Source organism: Streptomyces sp. NPDC030862, assembly GCF_055571835.1.
In genome coordinates, this window is record NZ_JBVIEN010000009.1 from 75833 (window position 1) to 90159 (window position 14327).

Consider the following 14327-nt stretch of genomic DNA (forward strand, 5'->3'; position numbering starts at 1 on the left):
CACGACTGCACCGCCTTGGCCACCGACACGGCAACGTTCCCCTGCCAAACCCGCACCTACATGCCCCCTGAGCATCGATCGCCCACGTGCCTCGGCAGTGCGTCACGCCGCACACCGTGGACCTGCCACGGACTTTAGACCGAGGAACTGACAGATCAACTACATATCACCAGATCGGTCCTTCGAGGCAGGAGGTGGAAACCCACAACGAAGACCGGCATTCCGTTGGGCACAAGCGGATCACGGGGGTGGCATCGAACGTCACTCTGCCGGCGACCGCCCGTACTTACCTACAGCCGGGTCAGTCAGGGCGACGCGACACAGTCCGCCGCACGGCCGGGGACGAGAAGCACCGCGTTGGCGATGCCCGGGCTTGCGAAGCCACCTGGGAGCCGACCCACCCCCGAGCTCCCTGCGGGACCACCCGACGCTACGACGAGGGCCCAGATCCCGACTACCCCTTCAGTGGCCAGGCCGACGGTTAGGAGCCAGCCCTTAGGGTGGGGCCCAAGCTCCGTGATCTTACGGGGGACTCATGGCGACGCCGGCTTTCACTTGGACGCTCCAGGGCGCCGCGGTGGACATCTGGGTCGTGGCGGCTGATGACCATCAGGCGCCGGCCGAATCGGAGGTCGTCCTATGGTCTAGTCGCCAGTCACTCGACACGCTGTGTCGCACAGTCATCCGCGCATTCGACCGAGTCGCGTACGACTGGGGCGAAGACGGCTATCAGCCGGAATGGCGCCGCCCCTTTCCGCGCAGCGAACTCGCAGGGCTGCGGACCGCATGGCGTGGGCTGCAAGCAGGCACGGAAGGTGTCAAGGGCCGCGGCTCTCACTGACTGTCAGGCCAGAGTGGGGGCGGTGCGCGACCGGCAGATCACCACGGTTTCGGCCTATATCGCCCAGGTCTCGAAAATCCCCGACCGCCTCCCGGCGAAGAGCACCACCGAAGCAGGAACCAGCAAGGCGATGCCGATGCCGCCCAGCACATATGGTGCCGCTGGCGTCCCTTTCGGAGGAAGGCCGTCGGCTCGACGCTTCCGCGCAGTAGCTGAGCGCCGGATAAAGAGAGCCGCACTCACCATGAGCAGAAACGCGCCGGCAATCTGCAACGTCATCAAGCCGCATTGGACAAGGAAAAGGAGCAGGTACGAGAGCAGCAACCCCACGACTTCCCTCACCTACTCGAATTTCGGCGCCAGGCAGAACACCACGCGCAAGGCGGACCATAGGATCACGGCCTGAACCGCGTCAACCCGCCCCGGCGTCACACGCCAGCGGCGTCACCCCTCGCAGCGCAGCTTCATCTGCCCCGCCGCGTGGTGCGCCCCCACCAGGGAGGCGTCGCCCCAGTCGCGGCCCCGGTCCCTCAGCAGCACCGTGAAGGTCGAGGAGCGGACCTCGTACGTGCCGACCTCGACCAGCGTGCCGCGGTGGCGCGGTTGGCGGATGCCGAAGACGGCGTACGCGGAGGACGGGTCGTCGTCCGGGTTCGCGAGGATGCGGTAGATCGTCGGGTTGCCCGCGACATCGATGTCACGCGGGCCGTCGGGGATGAACACCGCCAGGGCGCAGCGCTCGTAGGAGGTGCCGACCGGCCAGGTCCAGGTGACGGTGGAGGGGCCGTCGCGGTCGGGGCCGCCCGACATGGGGAGGGCGGTGAAGCGGCCGTCGCAGGAGTCGTCGCGGTGGCCGCCGGACGGGACCGTGTACCAGGCCGCGTCGCCGTTCTCGAAGCGGCCGTGTTCGCGGTAGTCGGTGTCGGTCGTGCAGCCGGGGCCGGCCCACTCCGTGTACGCCGGCACGCCGGTGGGGGCTATGCGGGACGGGAGGCTGCGTTCGGGCGGGGTGAACCCGTCGTTCCGCGGGGCCTCGGCGGCCGGGTCGCAGGCCGCGAGGCAGCAGGCCGCCGCCGCGACAACAACCGCCGTCCGTATGGTGCGTTCGCTTGCCATAGCCGATCACTATGAGGCGTCACCCACGGTAACGGGAGAGTCAGCGCAGTTCTTCCGGGCACGGAGTGCCGCGGGGGAAGAGCTTGTACGGGGCCGCCAGGCGGTAGACGCCCGGCTTCGGCGCGAGGAGCTCCGTCCACTCGTCGCCCTCGGCGTCCTCCTCCGCCTTCAGCAGGCAGCCGGCGGTGTTCTCGTACGACTTCACGCCGTCGTCCCGCAGTTTCGACGCCTCCGTCTCCTGCGGCGGCTCGACCTTCTTCCCCTCCTCGTCCAGGAGCGCGAGCCAGGGCGAGTACGGCACCCGGATCAGCACCCGCCCCTCCGACGTCACCCGGATCGTCACCTCCCCGGCGCCCGCCCGCTCCACCGTCGCCGGCGGATCGGCCAGCGGCGTCGGGTCCTCGACCGCGAACAGCCGCCAGTTGTCGTCCGCCCACACCTGCTTCAGGTACGGCTGCCCGTCCCGCACCAGTTTCGCCTCCTGCTCGGCGCCGGTGTCCGGCTCGCCCTTGGGCAGCACCACGTAGTGCACGGCCCAGCGGTGCAGCCAGTCCCGGTAGGTGACGGAGTTGAGCGTGTCGTCGTAGAAGACCGGGTTGCGCTCCATGTCCGCCTGCCGGTTCCAGCCCCGCGCGAGGTTGATGTACGGCGTGAGGGCGGACGCCTCGCGGTGGCTGCGTGCCGGTACGACCTCGACGCGCGCCTTCTCCGCGCCCCGCACCTGCAACTGGTTGATCAGCGGCGCCGCCTCCCTCGCCCACGCCGCGTCCGGAGCCGTACGGACCACGTCGTCCACGCTCTTGAAGCCGATCCAGCCGTTGAGGCCGATGAACGCCAGGACGACCGCGTACCACCGGACCGTGCGCGGCGCCGTGTACGGCAGGGCCGCCAGCAGCACCACGCCCGCGAACAGCATGGGCAGCCGCGAGACGTTGGAGCCGATCTGCGAGTCGATGAGCCAGGTGAGCAGCGTGCCCAGCGCGTACACCGCCGCGCCCGTGCGGACCGTGCGCCAGTCGCGCGGTACGAGGACGAAGACCAGCACCCCGAAGAGGAATGGCAGCGTCGTCGACGCCAACGACATCGGCTGCGTACCGGAGAAGGGGAACAGCCAGGAGGAGAGCGCGACGACCGCGACCGGCGCGAGGCCGAGCGCGTACGCCCCCGGGCGCCGCTTGTTGAGGAACAGCGCAGCGGCCGCCACCCCGAGGAAGAGCCCGGCCACCGGGCTGGCGGCGGTCGCGAGTCCGGCGAGCGGCGCGGCGACCGCCGCCTTCGCCCAGCGCTTGTGGCGCCAGCGGTACGGCCAGCAGAAGACCGCCGCCACCGCGCCGAGCGCGAACATCATGCCGAGGCCGAAGGTCACCCGGCCCGACAGCGCGTTGCACAGCAGCGCGAACACGGCGGCGAGCGCGCACGCCAGCGGATTGCGCACCGCCCGCACCCGCACGAGGATCAGCGCCGTGAGCGCGGCCGACGCGGTGCCGGCCGCCATCATCGTCGTCCGTACACCGAGCACCGACATCAGGTACGGCGAGACCACGCTGTACGAGACCGGGTGCATGCCGCCGTACCAGGCGAGGTTGTACGCCGAGTCGGGGTGGCGCCCGACGAACTCGGCCCACGCGTCCTGGGCCGCCAGGTCGCCGCCGCTGTTCGCGAAGAGCAGGAACCAGACGATGTGGGTGAGCGCGGCGAGGGCCGTCGCGAGGGCGACGGGGTGGCGGCGGAGGCGGTGCGCGAGGCGTGCGCCGCCGGTGCCGTCGCTCACAGGTGCCCTGTCACGCGGTCCGGTGGGGGCGTCTCGGCGGGGGGCGACTCGGCTGGTCGGGGCGTCGCCCGCCTCCGCGCGCGTCGGCTCAGTGGTGGTCACCGCGGCTCTCTCCGTCTGCACCCCGGGCCCGGCCCGGGCATGGCCCACACGATACCGAGGCACACGTCCTCGGACGGCCCCCGTCCCCGTACGCGTGCACGTGCACATGTGCGTGCGCGTACGGGGCCGGGCGGCGCACCTCAGCCGAGCCGGACCAGCTTGTCGCCGACGCCCGGCTCCACCAGGTCCCGCTCAAGCGCCACCGGAACGGCGACCTTGCCCGTGCCCTCGCCGACGGAGAGCTCACCGACCACGGTGCCCTCCTTCGCCGAGTGCGGGAGCGGCGTGCCGCCGGCCGCCAGCTTCAGGTCCACCTTCAGGCCCGGCCAGCCGACCGGCTTCAGGTCCTTGGTGGCGACGACCGGCGTACGGCCGCCGAGGCCGTCGTCGACGTGGCCGACCACTTCGCCCTTCTTGACGATGGTGGCCGAGGTGATGCCGTCCTGCGCCGCCTTGATGAGGTCGTAGCTGTACTTCTCGATGGCGAGCGTCAGCTTGTCGTGCAGCGTGACGGCGTTCTGCGCGCCCATCACCATGCCGACGATCCGGCGCTCCTTGCCGTCCACGAGCGCGTTGGCGGCCCAGAGCAGGTTGCCGCCGGCGGGGGTGGAGGAGCCGGTCTTGACGCCGCTCACGCCGGGCTTGAGGAGGATGGTGTTGTTGTTCTCCATCCGTCCCACGGAGCCCTCGATGGTGGCGTTCGGGGAGTTCACGATCTCGCGGAAGACGTCGTTCTGCATGGCCGCCTTGGCGAGCTTGATCTGGTCGACCGCCGTGGACACGGTGGTGGAGTTCAGGCCACTCGGGTCCGTGTACGTGGTGTTGGTCATGCCAAGGTCCTTGGCCGCGTCGTTCATCTTCTTGACGAACTCGGCCTCCGAACCGGAGTCCCAGCGGGCGAGCTGGCGGGCGATGTTGTTCGCCGAGGGGATCATGAGCATCTGAAGCATCTGCTTCTCGGTGTACTTCTCCCCCTTCTTCACCGTCACCTTCGACTCGTCGTCGTGACTGCCCTCCTTCTCGGCCGTCGCGTCGACCTCGATCTGCGGGCCCGTCTGCTTGCCGGTGATCGGGTGTTCCTTGAGGATCACGTACGCCGTCATCGTCTTCGCGACGCTCGCGATGGGCGCGGGCTTGCTCGCGCCGTACGTGCCGATCATGCCGACGCCGTCGACCTCGACGGCACCCTGGCCCTCGCCGGGCCACGGCATCGTGAGCTTTCCGCCCTCGAAGGTGTACGCGGGCGAGACGGCGAGCGTGAGGGTGGGCGCGGGCAGCGGGCGTACGAGCTGCACGATCGCAAAGACGATCAGCAGGAGCGCGACCAGCGGCGTCCAGATCTTCACGCGCCGGATGAGCGTGCGCACCGGGGTCGGCGGCGGGGGCGGCGTGTTCGTCAGCTCCGCGAGCAGGTCCAGCGGCGGGCGGGGCGGGAGGGGCTGCTGCTTGGTCCGCTCGGCCTCGGTGAGGGAGGCCGGAGCGGTGACCGACGCCGGCGCCGACGCCGCGACCTTCGGCTTGTCCTGGGTATCCGGCTTGTCCTGCTTGTCCTGCTGCTCCGGTGCGGGCTTCGGCGCGGGCTTCGACGCGGACGTGGCCGGCGCGCCCGGCTCCTTCATGTCGGGCCGCAGCGGTACGAACTTGCTGGTCCGCTCGGCCGCCGGCTCGGGAGCGGCGGACGCGGGAGCGGGAGCGGACGCGGGAGCGGACGCGGGGCCGGACTTGGGCGCGACCGCCTTCAGCGCGGTGGTCGGCTGGTCCACGGCCTTGCGGGGGATCGCCTTGAAGACGGCGGTGGGCTGGTCGACGGGCGCGGCCTCGGACTCGTCGGCAGCCTTGTCCCCCTCAACCTTCTCGCCCTTCTCGCCCTTCTCGCCCTTCTCGCCCTTCTCGCCCTTCTCGTCCTTCTCCGCGGACGCGGGGGCGGGAACGGTCTTCTTCGCAGCTGCATCGCCGGTGACGGCGTCGGGAGCGGCGGCCTCCGCGCCCTTGTCGTCTTCGCCGCTTTCGTCGCGTTCGTCGTCTTCGTCGGCCTCGTCGTCGGTGCCGGGCTCGTCGGTGCCGGGCTCGTCGGCCTCGCCGTCGGATCCCTCGCCGTCGGATCCCTCGTCCTCGGCCTGGTCCGGTGCGGCCTCCCCGCCGTCGGGCGTGGCGGAACTTTCCGCCCCCTCGCCCTCACCCTCCGCGTCCGCGTCCGCATTGGCGTCACGCGACACCCATGCCTCCACCGCGGCCTTCAGCCGGGCGTCACCGGAAGCCTCGGACTCCTCGGCCTCGTCGGACTCCTCGGCTTCCACGGGCTCCTTCGAGGCGTCGTCCGAGGCGTCGTCCGAGGCGTCGTCCAAAGCAGCGTCCGGGCGCGGAACCGCCGCCGCGCGCGGGAGCGTCTTGAAGACCGCTGTCGGCTGGTCGACGACCGTCCCGTCGCCGCGCATCTGCACCCTCGGGTCGCGTGCGCCCGACGCCGTCTCCCCCGACGGCTTCCGCTGCTCCGACTTGTCGGGGGACTCGCCCGCCACCGTGCCTCCTTCAAAAACGCCGTGTCCGAACCATGTACCAGTGTCCTGTGTGAGCGCTTGGCCCCCGTGCAAGACGAGAACGACATACCTACCGGTTCCCGTACGAAGCACCCAGGCACTCTCGACAGACCAATGTGAGAGGGGTCACCCTGTCATTCATCCACGCGGGGAGGCATGGATGGGCAGGAGCCGCAGAACACTTCCGGAGGAGCTTCTGCTGCTCGCTCTGGACCCGGCCACGGGTACCACAGCGCAGCCGCAGTCGCTCGACCTCGGTCTCGCCGGAGCTCAGCTAGTGGAGCTGGCTCTGGCGGGACGGATAGCCCCTGACGGGGATCGTATCGCCGTGGTGATGCCACGGCCGACCGGAGATCCGACCCTGGACTCCGCGCTCGAGTTGCTGCGCAGGCGCGGCAGCCCGGTGCGCGCCGTCCACTGGATCGGCGGGCCCCGACTGGGGCTCCGCCAGACGTATCTCTCGCATCTGGAACGGTGCGGCATGGTGCATGCCGTCGAGGGCCAGATGTGCGGGGTACTGCCGACGACGCGCTATCAGGCGACGGAGACGGCGATCAGCCGGGAGATCAGGGCCCGGCTGGACAGCGCGATCCGCACCGGTGTGCCGCCGGACCCGCGGACCGCGGCGCTTGCCGCGCTGGCCCATGCGGTCGGGCTCGGCAAGCACCTGTACCCGGGCAACGAAGGACGCTCGTCCCGTTCCCGGCTGCGGGATCTGATCAGGCACGACCCCATGGGCGGACTCGTGGCGCACGCCGTCATGGACGTCCAGAACGGCGCGGGCGCGCAGCCCCGCCGTAGCGGCACCCCCGCGGCGGGGGGCCCCACCCGGCAGGCGCCGGGCGGTGGTGTCCCGTTGCAGCCGCGGTCGCGCGCCACCGGGGCCATGGCCCGCGTCGTGAGCGCGTAGCAGCACGCACCCGCACCACGCACCACGCAGCACGAACTCGAAGAGCCCGTTCGGGAGCCGCACAAAAGCGCGCGGGACAGTCCCTGGTGACCGTCCCGCGCGCTCGCGCTCGCCGTACGTCTGGCCATTTTCCAGCGAGACCGGCGCTTTGGTGGCAGTCTGCTGAGACGTAGATACGCAGAGCTACGCCAAGTCACAGCTAGGCAGCCGGAGGTGCAGTTTCCGTGGCGTCCAACGTCAACCCCACCGTCAGGCGACGCAGATTGGGCCAGGAGCTGCGGCGACTGCGTGAGCTCAAGGGCATGACGGCGGAGGAGGTGGCGGAACGGCTGCTGGTCTCACAGTCGAAGATCAGCCGCCTCGAGAACGGCCGCCGTTCCATCAGTCAGCGCGACGTCCGCGACCTGTGCGGGGTGTACGAGGTCGAGGACCACCGCATCGTGGACTCGCTGATGCAAATGGCCAAGGACTCGCGCCAGCAGGGCTGGTGGCACGCCTTCGGCGACATCCCGTACAGCGTGTACATCGGCCTGGAGACCGACGCCGCTTCCCTGCGCGTGTACGAACCGCAGGTCGTGCCGGGTCTGCTGCAGACACGGCGGTACGCGGAGGCGCTGATCACCGGCGCGCTGCCGGAGAGTTCGCCGGCCGACATCGAGAAGCGCGTCAACGTCCGCGCCCGCCGCCAGGACCGCATCAAGGACGCCGACCCGCCGCTGCGCCTGTGGGCGGTGATCGACGAGGCGGCGCTGCGCCGCGTGGTCGGCGACAAGCAGCTGATGATCGAGCAGCTGGAGCACCTCGTCGAGCAGTCGCAGCAGCCCCACGTGACCGTGCAGGTGCTGCCGTTCGACATGGGCGCGCACCCGGGCATCAGCGGGCACTACGCGATCCTGGAGTTCCCGGACGCCTCGGACTCGTCCGTCGTCTACATCGAGGGCGTCACCAGTGACCTCTACCTGGAGAAGCCGAACGACGTGCAGCGGTACAGCGTGATGTACGAGCACCTGCGCGCCCAGGCCCTGAACGCCGACCAGACGCGGCAGTTCATCACCGACGTGATGAAGGACTACGCACGCTGATGTACAGGGGCCCCTACAAGAAGGCCGGCAAGGTACACCCCTGTCGGCCTTCAAGGGAAGCCTCCATGGAATATGCCATCCAGTCGAGTGAATGACGGGCCCGCGCTCCGGGGCCGGCGAGTAGCGTCGATCACGCCAGCACGACCGACTCGCGACCCATCGCGGTCAGAAACCGGAGCGAAGAAGATGGCAATTATTCAGGGCGCCACGGACACCTGGACGAAGTCCTCGTACTCGGGTGGCAACGGCGCGTGCGTCGAGGTGAAGTCCCCGGTGGTCCAGGAGATCGCGGTCCGGGACTCGAAGGTCCCGGCCGGCCCGTCGATCACCTTCGTACCGGAGTCGTGGAACGCGTTCGTGAGGGAAGTGAGCACGGGCGCGCTCTGAGCAGCCCCCCTCGCCGTACCGCACCACCGCGTCACGGCACCACCGCGTCACCGCGTCACCGTACGCAGGCGTCACCGCATCACCGCATCACCGCATGAGCCCTCTCGACTGGCCCGCCGTCCCGGCCGAGGGGGCTCGGTCATGTCCGCACCCGGCGCCCCTCCCCGCTGCCGACGAAGCGCCCCCACATCGTGGGGCCGCCCTCGCGATCACAACAACGGCCCGCCAGGTCAAGAGCGAGTAAAATCGTCCGCCTCGCTGACCGATGTTCACACTCATGACCCGGAACCTCTTGACCCTCCGGGCGAACAAACGGTTCAATCCCCCAAGTCGCCGCTCCCGCACAGGGTTTCCCGCTGTCTGACGACCGACCGGCGAAGCGCCTCGACGTTCACGATGCGGACCCCTGGAGGGGACACATGAACAGTCTGGACTGGGCCGTACTCATCGGCTACTTCGGCGTGATGGTCGCGATCGGCCTGTGGTCCCACCAACGCGTGGACGACGTCGGCGACTTCTTCACCGCCGGCGGCAAGATGCCGTGGTGGCTGTCGGGCATCTCGCACCACATGTCCGGCTACAGCGCGGTGATGTTCACCGGGTACGCGGGCATCGCGTACACCTACGGCGTCACCTCGTACGTCACCTGGTCCTTCCCCATCGCGATCGGCATCGCCGTCGGCGCGCACCTCTTCGCGCCCCGCCTCAACCGCCTGCGCTCGCGGCTCGGGGTCGCGTCGCCCCTCGAGTACCTCAAGAACCGCTACGACCTGCCCACGCAGCAGGCCCTCGCCTGGTCTGGGGTGCTGCTGAAGATCGTGGACGTGGGCGCGAAGTGGGCGGCGATCGCGACGCTGCTCTCCGTCTTCACCGGGATCTCCCTCAACCAGGGCATCCTCATCACCGGTGTCATCACCGGCGTCTACTGCACGGTCGGCGGGCTGTGGGCCGACGCCCTCACCGAACTGGGCCAGTTCGTCATCCAGTTCTTCGCCGGCATCGCCATGCTCGTCGCCGTCATGGCGGAACTCGGCGGCTTCAGCGCGCTGTGGACCGTGTGGGACCGGCCCGAGCTCCAGGGGCACACGGCCCCGACGGCCGGGCCGTACACGCTGACGTTCCTCCTCGCGTACCTCTTCATCAAGACCTTCGAGTACAGCGGCGGCATGTGGAACCAGGCCCAGCGCTACATGGCCACGCCCACCGCCCGCGAGGCCACCCGCTCGGGGCGGCTGTCGGCCGTGCTGTGGCTGGTGTGGCCGCTGGTCCTCTTCTTCCCGATGTGGGTCGCGCCGCTGCTGGTCACGCCCCAGAAGCCGGACGCGTCGGACGCGTACGCGCTGATGACCGCGCAGCTGCTGCCGCACGGGCTGCTCGGGCTGGTGATCGTCGGCTTCTTCTCGCACACGATGGCCATGTGCTCCTCCGACGCCAACGCCATCGCCGCCGTCTTCACCCGCGACATCGCGCCCGCCCTGTCGAAGACGGCGCGCGGCTGGACGCACCGGGCCGGGCTGCTCGCGGCGCGCTGGTCGACGATCGCGTTCCTCGCGCTGTCGATGGCGGTGGCCACGCAGGTCGACTCCCCCACGTTCAAGGACATCATCACGGTCGTCATCAAGTGGGTGGCCGGTCTGATGGGGCCGATCGCGATCCCGTTCATGCTGGGCCTGCTGCGCGCCTTCCGCCGGTCCGGGCCGACGGCGGCGCTGGTGTCGTGGGCGGCGGGCCTGTTCGCCTTCTGGCTGACGAACTACGGGCTCGACTCCATCGAGCTCCAGATCCAGATCGTCTCGCCGCTCGCGACCTCACTCGTGCTGTACGTCCTCATCGGCTTCCTCAAGCCGGAGGACACCCCGGAGCGGGACCGGGTGCTCGACCGGCTCCACTCCGACGACGGCAGCCCCGCCCCGACCGCGGCGCGTCAGCCCCTCGGATAGCGGGCCAGCCAGCCCGGCGACGACACCCCCGGACCGTGCAGGGCCGGGCCCTGGGTCATCTCCATGGCGAAGTCGTCCGCCATCTCCAGGAGCGTCGGCCGCCCTTCCAGCTCGGCCAGCCAGGTCGGCGGCAGGGCGGTCTCGCCGTGCAGGGCGCCCAGCAGCGCGCCGGTCAGCGACCCGGTGGCCTCGGACGGGCCGTCGTGGTTCACGGCGAGCCGCAACCCGTGCCGTACGTCCTCGCTGACCAGGGCGCAGTACACGGCGATGGCCAGCGCGTCCTCGGCGTGCTCGCCGTCGGTGTCGCCGAGCGACGCGATCCTCGCCGGGCCGGGGATGCCCTGCCGTACGGCGCCGAGGGCGTGCTTCAGCGCCTCGGTGACCGGCTCGTGGCCGGGGCGGGGCGCGAGCTGGACCATCGCCCGCTGCACGGACCCGTCGAGGGTCTCGCCGCGCGCGAGGCCGTGCACGATGACGGCGAACGCCCCGGCGGCCAGGTACGCGGCGGGGTGCCCGTGCGTCTGCGCCGCGCACTCGACGGCCAGCTGGCACACCAGCTGCGGCTCCCACCCGACCAGCAGCCCGAACGGCGCGGAGCGCACGACGGCCCCCGCGTCCCGGGCGCCGGGGTTCTTCGGCCGGTCGAGCGTGCCGAGGACCTCGTCGGCGAGCCCGGTGAGCGTCGCCCGCGCCGGGTCGCGGCGCGCGTACAGCCACTCCTCGCAGGCGAGCCAGCCGTTGTCCTTGCGCCGCTCGTCCGGGCCCCAGTCGCGCTGCGTGGCCGCCCACCGCAGATGGGCGCGGTGCACGTCGGACGGCGGGTGCCAGGCGCCGGTGTCGCGGCGCACCTGGGCCCGTATGAGCCCGTCGACGGTGAACAGCGTGAGCTGCGTGGCCGACGTGACGGCACCGCGCCGCCCGTAGGCGGGCGCCAGATCGGCGAGCCCGTCCGCCCCGTGGGCCGCGCGGATCGCCTCCACGGACAGCGTGGAGACCCCGGCCCCGAGGGCGTCACCGATGGCCGCCCCCAGCAGGCACCCCCGCACCCGGGCCCGGAAGTCCTGCTGCTCGGCCCGGCCCCAGACAGCCGTGGCTGCTGCACACACCTCGCGCCCCTTCCGTCCCTGTCGCCTGCGTCGTCACCTGCGTCCGGCGCGCAGCACTGTAATCGAACGGATGCCGGACGGCCGAGGTGCGCGCGTCACGTGGCCGTTTCGTCCCCGGAACCCCCGGAACCCCCGGACAGGATGGGGTCCCGCAGGATGCGCTCCCGCTGCTCCGCCGCCCACGTGTAGCCGGGCTCCAGGGCCAGCGCGTCGTCGAGGTCGCGCAGGGCGTCGGCGCGGCGGCCGATCGCCTCGTACGCCAGGGCCCGGCTGCCGAGCGCCCGGGCGTACGCCGGGTCGAGCCGCAGCGCCCGCGTGTACAGGCCGATCGCCTCCTGGTGGCGGCCCTGCGCCCGCAGCACCTCGCCGCGCTCGCTCACCACCCACGGGTTGTCGGGCGTCATCCGCTCCACCCGGTCGAGATCGGCCAGGGCACCGTCCAGGTCGCCGAGGGCACGTCGCACCTGGCCGCGCCGGACCAGGGCCCACGGGTAGTCGGGGTTGATGCTCAGCGCGATCTCGAGGTCCTCCATGGCCTCGGCCGGCCGGCCGAGCGCGTACTTCGCCTGGGCGCGGCTCGCGCGCGGCCAGGCCTGCCGGGGATCGAGCTCCAGCGCCCGGTCGAAGTCCGCCACCGCCTCCGTGTACCGGCCGTCGCGCCGGTACGTCTCGCCCCGGTGCGCCAGGGCCCTCGCCGGGTGGAGCGCCAGCTCCACGGCACGGTCGTGGTCCCTCAGGGCATCGTCGTACCGGCCCAGGACCCGGTGCAGGATCGCCCGCCCCGTGTGGGCCTTGGCGTAGGCCGGTCCGAGCGTCAGCGCGCGGTCGTAGTCCGCGAGCGCCTCCTCGAACCGCCCCGCCATCCGTGACTCCCGCGCCCGGGCGACGAGAGCGCGGGCCCGGTCGCCGTCGTCCAGCTCCGGCCGGGCGAGGAACATCCCCCATACCGCCGGGGCACCCCGGCCGGGGTCGGCGAGCGCCTCCAGGCACTCCTCCGCCCAGCGGCGCATCACCGCCTCCCCGGTGACCTCGGCCGCTTCCGCCAGCATCCTGGTCCAGCGGCGGCCCGCCATCTCCCCGTCGTCGTACGCCGTGATGCCGTCCGGCAGGACGCCGGGCAACGCGCCCCGCGGATCGGCGCACAGCCGGTGGTACAGCTCCTCCAGCCTCAAGGCGCGCCAGTGCTCGTGCTCCCACGGCTCGTGGCCGTCGATCCCGTCGGCCGCCGCGGCCGCCCACGCGGCGAAGGCGCCCGCGAGCCGCGTGTGCGCCTCGCGCCAGCGGCGTGGTGAGCCGGTTCGCTGGAGCCGCAGCATGGGGCCGCGTACGACGTCGTGGTAGTGGACGTAACCGTCGCGGCGGGAGACGAACGGCAGCGTGCACAGCCAGCCGTACAGCGCCGGAGCCGCGGCCTGGTCCCGTTCGGTGACGACCGCGAACACGTCCTCGTCGAGCCGGCGCGGCAGCGCGCAGGCCAGCGCGACGGCCCGGCGCTCGGGGTCGTGCTCCCACTTCAGGAAGCGGTCCACGGCCGTCGCACCCGCCGCGTCCGGTTCGCCGGGGTTCTCGGCCAGGGTGGACACCAGGACGGGAAGACCGCCCGACAAGCGCAGGACGTCCTGAACGACCGGTTCGTCGACGATGCCCCTGCCCGACAGCAGCCGCCGCGTCTCGGACTCGGTGAACGGCGCCAGCGGCATGTCCTCGACGAGAGGGGTCCAGTCCGCCCAGCACGCCGGGTCGAGGCGCGGCTGCCCGGCCAGCGTGATGACCAGGTTCGCGGGCGGCTCCCCGTACCGGCCGCGCAGAGCGAGGTCGCGTAACCACCTGTCGAGGAAGGGTCCGGTGCTTTCATAAGCATCGAAGAACAGGGCCAGCCAGGGCACCTCGGCGGCCACCCGGTCCAGTTCGCCCACCAGCACCGGGGTGAGGACCTTGAGCGGGTCGAGGACCAGCTGGACGTCCTGGGGGTCGTGGAAGCGGGCGGCGAGCACGGCCCTGATCCGGTCGGCACGGCGGGCGACGGCCGCGGGGTCGACGGCCCCGGTGAAGGCGCCGACCACCGGCAGCATGCCCGCGGCGATCAGCCCGGCCTGCGCCACGGCGGTGCTGCCCGGCGACGGCACGCCGGGGTCCGGCTGCGCCTCCATCGCGGACAGCTCCGCCTCGTGTCGGCGCTGCCGGTACGTCGCCAGCTGCCGGTCCAGCGCCTTCAGGGCGTGCCCCTGCCGGGCGAAGGCCGCGCTGATCGCCGCCATCACGTCGGGCACGCTGTCGGCGTCGTCGTCGACATAGGCCGTGACGGCGTCGAACTCCTCGGCGACGGCGAGGAGTTCCCGAACAAGGGGGGTCTTGCCGACGCCCGCGTCGCCCCGGACGTGGAAGAGGAACCGGTGCCGTTCCTCGTCCGGCGCGGTGGCGAAGTTCTCGCGGAACAACGCCTTTTCGCGCTCCCTGCCGACGAATCCCGCCCGCCTGCGCCGCTCGATCAGCTCGCGCATCGACGGCCACGCGCCCCCCGCTCCCGACCTCATG

9 protein-coding genes are annotated in these 14327 nt (G+C 71.4%); 4 read left to right on the forward strand and 5 right to left on the reverse strand.

Translation table 11 applies throughout. From position 1 onward, the window contains the following. Window positions 1-1285 precede the first annotated feature (1285 nt). The 3 genes from ACZ42X_RS23815 to ACZ42X_RS23825 all read right to left on the reverse strand — a co-directional run bounded on the left by ACZ42X_RS23815 (window position 1286) and on the right by ACZ42X_RS23825 (window position 6349). Window positions 1286-1957, reverse strand: coding sequence for an adhesin (locus ACZ42X_RS23815; protein WP_468293594.1), 672 nt, complete (start codon window positions 1955-1957; stop codon window positions 1286-1288). A gap of 40 nt (window positions 1958-1997) precedes the next feature. Next, window positions 1998-3830: an MFS transporter gene (locus ACZ42X_RS23820; RefSeq protein WP_468293596.1), complete on the reverse strand. Its 1833-nt coding sequence runs from the start codon at window positions 3828-3830 to the stop codon at window positions 1998-2000. A 140-nt stretch (window positions 3831-3970) separates the two neighbouring features. Then, complete coding sequence (locus ACZ42X_RS23825) at window positions 3971-6349, reverse strand: D-alanyl-D-alanine carboxypeptidase family protein (RefSeq protein WP_468293598.1); 2379 nt, start codon at window positions 6347-6349, stop codon at window positions 3971-3973. A gap of 178 nt (window positions 6350-6527) precedes the next feature. On the opposite strand from ACZ42X_RS23825, the gene ACZ42X_RS23830 reads away from it, so the two are divergent. The 4 genes from ACZ42X_RS23830 to ACZ42X_RS23845 all read left to right on the forward strand — a co-directional run bounded on the left by ACZ42X_RS23830 (window position 6528) and on the right by ACZ42X_RS23845 (window position 10686). Beyond that, window positions 6528-7277 (forward strand): GOLPH3/VPS74 family protein, encoded by a 750-nt coding sequence (locus tag ACZ42X_RS23830; protein ID WP_468293600.1) that lies wholly within the window; start codon window positions 6528-6530, stop codon window positions 7275-7277. 224 nt (window positions 7278-7501) lie between these two features. Next, entirely contained in the window at window positions 7502-8359 is an 858-nt protein-coding gene (locus ACZ42X_RS23835; RefSeq protein WP_468293603.1) for a helix-turn-helix domain-containing protein, read from the forward strand. Between the two features lie 186 nt (window positions 8360-8545). Next, on the forward strand, window positions 8546-8746 hold the full coding sequence (locus tag ACZ42X_RS23840; protein ID WP_355367641.1) for a DUF397 domain-containing protein: 201 nt from the start codon (window positions 8546-8548) through the stop codon (window positions 8744-8746). A gap of 419 nt (window positions 8747-9165) precedes the next feature. Further along, window positions 9166-10686 (forward strand): sodium:solute symporter family protein, encoded by a 1521-nt coding sequence (locus ACZ42X_RS23845; RefSeq protein WP_468293606.1) that lies wholly within the window; start codon window positions 9166-9168, stop codon window positions 10684-10686. Here the strand turns inward: ACZ42X_RS23845 and ACZ42X_RS23850 are convergent. Then, a complete protein-coding gene (locus ACZ42X_RS23850) occupies window positions 10671-11792 on the reverse strand; it encodes an ADP-ribosylglycohydrolase family protein (protein WP_468293609.1) in 1122 nt (373 codons plus the stop codon). The two genes, ACZ42X_RS23845 and ACZ42X_RS23850, sit on opposite strands and share 16 nt — an antisense overlap. Before the next feature lie 95 nt (window positions 11793-11887). Continuing rightward, window positions 11888-14326 (reverse strand): tetratricopeptide repeat protein, encoded by a 2439-nt coding sequence (locus ACZ42X_RS23855; protein ID WP_468293612.1) that lies wholly within the window; start codon window positions 14324-14326, stop codon window positions 11888-11890. Window position 14327: the final 1 nt, after the last annotated feature.

Excerpts from the sequence above, each read along its gene's own strand:
- ACZ42X_RS23815 (WP_468293594.1), bottom strand. The coding sequence starts at position 1,957 with ATGGCAAGCGAACGCACCATACGGACGGCGGTTGTTGTCGCGGCGGCG.
- ACZ42X_RS23830 (WP_468293600.1), top strand. The coding sequence starts at position 6,528 with ATGGGCAGGAGCCGCAGAACACTTCCGGAGGAGCTTCTGCTGCTCGCT.
- ACZ42X_RS23840 (WP_355367641.1), top strand. The coding sequence starts at position 8,546 with ATGGCAATTATTCAGGGCGCCACGGACACCTGGACGAAGTCCTCGTAC.
- ACZ42X_RS23845 (WP_468293606.1), top strand. The coding sequence starts at position 9,166 with ATGAACAGTCTGGACTGGGCCGTACTCATCGGCTACTTCGGCGTGATG.
- ACZ42X_RS23855 (WP_468293612.1), bottom strand. The coding sequence starts at position 14,326 with ATGAGGTCGGGAGCGGGGGGCGCGTGGCCGTCGATGCGCGAGCTGATC.